This window comes from Parapedobacter lycopersici, assembly GCF_040395035.1.
Lineage (GTDB): Bacteria > Bacteroidota > Bacteroidia > Sphingobacteriales > Sphingobacteriaceae > Parapedobacter > Parapedobacter lycopersici_A.
In genome coordinates, this window is sequence record NZ_JBEBRB010000108.1 from 1 (window position 1) to 5699 (window position 5699).

The window sequence follows — 5699 nt, forward strand, 5'->3', positions numbered from 1 at the left end:
TGCCGATAACCGACCGCTCAATCCGTTCAGCCGCAACGATACAGCCATCCGCAATAAGGACACGGTCCAGCAGCGTGCCCGAGACTTTCGACGGGGGCAGCATACGACCACGCGTGAAAATGGTATGCTTATCAAAGAGGTTAAATTTCGGAATATCATCTGTGAGACCGATGTTGGCTTCAAAAAATGAGTCGATCGTCCCGATATCGGTCCAATATCCCTTATATTCATAACTATGCACCTTATACCGGCCGATCGAATCGGGGATCAATTCCTTGCCAAAATCCATTCCCTGATGTTCCGCCAGCATCTCCGACAGCACGCCCTTGTTAAACACGTAAATCCCCATGGATGCGAGATATACCCGGCCGGCGTCCTTCATGTCATCACTCACTTCCGACTCCCATCCGGGCAGCCGGTCTGCCGTTGGCTTTTCCGTAAAGGCCGTGATGTTTCCCTCATCATCGGACTTGAGGATACCGAAGGAAGTCGCATCCTTCGCATTTACCGGAATCGTGGCAATGGAGATCTCCGCACCGGCTTCAATATGCTGATTGATCATCGCCTGAAAATCGATCTGGTACAGCTGGTCGCCCGAGAGAATAAGCAGGTGTTCATAGTCGTGGTGTGCGAGGTATCGCTGCATATGGCGTACTGCATCCGCCGTTCCCTGGTACCATTTTTCACCTTCATGCGTCTGTTCGGCAGCAAGGATATCCACAAATCCTTTGCTGAATACACTGAAGTTATAGGTGTTTTTAATATGTGCGTTCAACGACGCCGAATTGTACTGCGTGAGTACAAAAATCCGGTTATAGCCGGAATTCAGGCAGTTGGAAATCGGAATATCCACCAAGCGGTATTTACCCGCAATAGGAACAGCCGGTTTGGAACGTTGGTGGGTAAGCGGGTACAGCCGTGTACCTTTGCCTCCCCCTAATACTACGGAGATTACGCTGTGTGTCATCATCGTTAGTGCATTATCTGTTCATAAATCTGGATATATTTAGCCGTCGACCGGGCCCATGAAAAATCGAGCCCCATGATCCGTTTGCGCAGCTGCTGCAGCTGTTTCTTATTCTCGTATAAGCGTAATGCGCGGCCGATGGCCAACGCCGCATCTTCACTGCTGGCCTGTTGAAATGTGATACCGTATCCTGCCTCGGTATCGATATCAGGAACGGTATCGCTCAATCCACCCGTGCTCCGTACGACCGGGACGGTACCGTAACGCATGGCATACAACTGATTCAGTCCGCAGGGTTCAATGCGCGACGGCATGATCAGGAAATCGGATGCCGCGTAAATCTGATGGGCCAGCTGCTCCTGGTATCCAATGTGGATACCAAGCCGGCCACTGTGTTTTTCGGCCAGTTGCCGTATTGCCGTCTCCACAGCGGGATCACCCGATCCCAGCACAACGACCGATAGGCCATTATCCGTATCTACGAGTACTTGATCAATTAACGGCGGCAGCAAATCCGCGCCCTTCTCTCCCGCAAAACGGCCGATATAAGCGAGCAACGGCAGCGAGGCATCCAGGCCAAATGTCCGGCATAAGGACTCCTTATTTGCCTTTTTCCCCGATTGCGCGTCGGCAGTGCCGTAGTTGCGGTATAGCATCAAGTCAGCGGACGGGTCCCATAATGTGGCATCAATGCCATTAACAATGCCGACGCCTTTCTGCTGCTCCAGTTTAAATAGCTGTTCCAATCCGTTCGATTGTTCCGCCAGTTGGCGGAGGTAGCCTTCGGATACGGCGGTATATACCCAGCAGCATTTAATCAACGCAGCCAAAGGGTTAATCATACCATCCCAATCAAGGAGGCCCCATTTCCAGGTGTCAAACGAAGGCAGCAGAATGGCTTTATTCCAGCCCATCCAGCCCTGATACTCTCCGTTATGGACCGTACCCACCGTCGGAATCTGCTTCAGCGCGGAAAATTGCGCGCAATGGTATAACAGAAACGGAACAAGTCCGGTATGATGATCATGGCAATGAATGACGTCGGGTTGGATACCCTCGTCTGCAATCCATTGCAGGAACCCGTGCTGGAATGCCATGAACTGCTCGCTCTCGTCCGCATAGCCATAGACATCATCGCGGTCGAGCAAGCCTGGGATTTTCACCAGAAAAAGCCCGAATCCGAGCGTATCATGCTGCTCACGATACACTTCAACCTGCAACGGCCGGGAGCCCTGTTGAATGCTTCCCCGATAGACCTGATCAAAATCATGAGTATTAACAAACGGTTTGTTGTACCAGGGCATGACAACCCAGGCCTCGAATCCTTGTTGCTGCAGGTATTTGGGTAACGCACCAACAACATCCCCCAGCCCGCCAACTTTAGCTACAGGATAGCATTCGGCGCTCAGGTGAATGACGTGTGGTCTTTTCCGACGTTTGGCGATATGTGGTGTTTGCTTCACGTATTTTTCCTTTTAAGAATGAGTCCGCCCAGTGGCGGCAATGTCAGGTTAGCGGACCACGGCTTGCCCATCCAGCCGACCGTCTCTGCAACGACCGCTTCCAGTTCAATGCCGCTACCAAAGTAACGGGGATCGTCGGTATTCAGCAGCACCTCCCATTCACCCGGGGCCGGCAAGCCACATCGGTAAAAATAACGCACTACCGGGGTCAGGTTTAATATAATTAACAGTTCTTCCCCGGGTTGATATCCTTTCCGGGTATATGCCAGCACGGAATTGGATGAATCGCCGCCTTCTATCCACTCAAATCCATCCGGACTGAAACTGTGCTCATAAAGTGCCCGCTCCGTGCGATAAAGATGGTTCAGCGATTTGATAAACTCAAAAACACCACGGTGGGGCTCATATTGTAACAGGTGCCAGTCGAGCGACTGGTTATGGTTCCATTCGGCCGTCTGTCCGAATTCGCACCCCATAAACAGCAGCTTCGTGCCCGGATGGGTAAACATATACAGGTAGAATGCTCGCAGGTTGGCAAATTTCTGCCATTCATCACCCGGCATCTTATAGATCATTGACCGCTTCCCGTGCACCACTTCATCGTGGGATATTGGCAGCATAAAATTCTCATGAAAGGCATACAGCATGCTGAATGTAAGCTGTGCGTGATGGTGCTGACGGTACAGCGGATCGTGGCCGAAATACGTGAGGCTATCGTGCATCCACCCCATCATCCATTTCATGCCGAAGCCCAGTCCACCGCTGTAGACGGGGCGGCTTACTCCAGGCCATGAAGTCGATTCCTCGGCGATCGTCTGCACATCCGGAAAATGACCGTATATTGTTTCATTCAGTTCTTTCAGGAAACCGATGGCTTCCAGGTTTTCCCGGCCCCCATGGATATTGGGAATCCATTCGCCTTCCTTGCGCGAATAATCGCGGTAAAGCATGGAAGCCACCGCATCCACGCGCAGGCCATCGGCGTGGTACCTTTCCAGCCAGAATATCGCATTGCTGATCAGGAACGACCGCACCTCGTTTCGTCCGTAGTTAAAGATATAGGAACCCCAGTCGGGGTGATACCCCTCCTTCGGGTCGGCATGCTCATACAGGTGCGTACCGTCGAACTGATACAGTCCGTGCGCATCCCCCGGAAAATGGGAGGGCACCCAGTCGAGCAGTACGCCGATGCCATTCAGATGCAGCTGTTCAATCAGGTACATCAAATCCTGCGGGGCACCGTATCGGGACGATGCGGCAAAATAACCTGTCGTCTGGTAACCCCATGACGGGTAATAGGGATGTTCCATTACCGGAAGCAGTTCGACGTGGGTAAACCCGGTCTCTTTGATATAGGGGATCAGCTTTTCGGCTACATCCCGGTAACCCAGCAGCCCCGCCGGGTTTTCCGGATCGCGCATCCAGGAGCCGAGGTGCATTTCATACACCGATATCGGCCGATTAAGTCCGTTATATTGATGGCGTTCCTGCATCCATGCTTCATCCGTCCATGTATACCAGGTGGTGGAAACGACGGAAGCGGTCCGCGGCGGGACCTCACTTTGCAGCGCATAGGGATCGGCCTTTTCCGAAACCGCTCCATGATATGCCCGGATGTGGTATTTGTACAGGTCGCCGAGACCGACGTCGGGGATAAAACCTTCCCATATACCCGAGCCGTCCCACCTGACGTTGAGCGGATGGGCATTGGGATTCCAGCCGTTAAAGCTGCCCACTACCGAAACCGTCTCCCCATTAGGGGCCCACACCGCGAAGTAGGTACCCTGGCGTCCGTTAAGTGAAAGCACATGGGAACCGAACTTTTCGTAAAGCCGATAATGTTTTCCTGCACGGAAAAGACCGACATCAAAATCCGTGAATAACGAATAAACTGCTACCGACATAAACAACAGTTAAGCGGATTCAAAATCCGGTGAACAATTTAAAAATAGGTTAACTGACCATTATCTTCTTAAAGTCCTTTGCCACGTTTACCAGACAAGTGCCGTCCGCACTTTGCTCAAACGATACGGGACGATCATCCACGAGTACCTGCTCCACGGGGAATGGCAATCCAATCAGCTGCAGTGTATAGTCTTCGTATTTTTCGACATATAACCCATCCGTCGACTGGCTGATCCGAAGTGTGCTGTCTGTTCCTTTTACCGTAAATTGCTTTTCAAGATAAACCCGCTGCTCATAGGCAAACGTGTCGCCATGGTCTTCATAAAGATACGAATTAATTTCACCGGACACATGGTATACCAGCAGGGAAAGCGAGGTAATGGGTTTTTCATGCACATATTGCATCACCGGATATTGTGACATCACCGTACCCGCTTTAACGAACATGGGCATTTCATCCAGCGGCGTAGCCACTTCATGTTCCCGGCCGCCCTCAAAAACGGCATTGTTCCAGTAGTAGTACCAATTGCCTTCGGGGAGGTATACTGTTTTGCTCGCCTGTGCCGGATTCAATACCGGCGAAACCAGGATTTTATCGCCAAAACAAAATTCCTCCTCGCGGTAAATGTTACTGCTGACCCGCTGCTCCAGCATCGTTACCGGGCGCAGGATGGGAAAGCCATACTGTGTATGTTCCCAAAAAACGGAATAAATATAGGGCAGCAGCTGATAGCGGAGTTCGATGAATTTCCGGTTAAGCGTTTCGTGCTCCGGCCCGAAACTCCACGGTTCCCGTTCAGCAGTGTCGCCGGCCGAATGGGCACGCATAAACGGTGAGAACACGCCAAATTGAATCCACCGGGTAAACAGCTCGGCATCCGGTTCGCCGCTGAAGCCTCCGATATCGGTGCCGCAGAAAGGCATGCCCGATACGGATAAGCGCTGCAGCTGCAGCACACCGAGCCGCAGGTGTTCCCAGGTAGCCACGTTATCACCGGTCCACACCGACGCATAGCGCTGCGTACCGGCATAAGCCGCGCGGGTGATGGTAAATGGCCGTTTGTTATGGGATAGCTTTTTCAGGCCGTCATACGTGGCGCGCACCATCTGCATGCCATAGATATTATGTGCCTTTCGGTGCGAACCCCGGTAGCCATCGTAATGGTGGCGCACATCGTTGGGAAATGTGCCCCGGCCGAATATCGCCGGTTCATTCATGTCATTCCATACACCCGCCACGCCCGCTTCCACCAGTTCGCGGTAGAGCCCGCCCCACCATTCGCGCACTTTGGGGTTGGTAAAATCCGGGAACTGGCAGCGTCCGGGCCACACGTAACCTTCCATAAAATAATCATCGCCACGGC

Annotated in this window: 4 protein-coding genes; all 4 read right to left on the minus strand. The window is 52.4% G+C overall.

What is annotated here, in order from left to right:
• The coding region (locus ABWO75_RS13195) for a sugar phosphate nucleotidyltransferase (RefSeq protein ID WP_353186274.1) at positions 1–967 on the minus strand (967 nt) is incomplete at its 3' end.
• Positions 968–972: 5 nt separating this feature from the next.
• Positions 973–2430 (minus strand): glycogen synthase, encoded by a 1458-nt coding sequence (locus tag ABWO75_RS13200; protein WP_353186276.1) that lies wholly within the window; start codon positions 2428–2430, stop codon positions 973–975.
• Positions 2427–4334, minus strand: coding sequence for a 1,4-alpha-glucan branching protein GlgB (gene glgB / locus ABWO75_RS13205; RefSeq protein ID WP_353186278.1), 1908 nt, complete (start codon positions 4332–4334; stop codon positions 2427–2429). Before glgB ends, ABWO75_RS13200 begins: the two co-directional genes overlap by 4 nt.
• A gap of 49 nt (positions 4335–4383) precedes the next feature.
• Positions 4384–5699, minus strand: a 1316-nt coding sequence (locus ABWO75_RS13210) for a glycoside hydrolase family 31 protein (RefSeq protein ID WP_353186280.1), incomplete at its 5' end; no start/stop codon positions are given.

What these genes read in the sequence shown, in the direction of transcription:
- glgB (WP_353186278.1), bottom strand. Translation starts at nt 4,334, where the DNA reads ATGTCGGTAGCAGTTTATTCGTTATTCACGGATTTTGATGTCGGTCTT.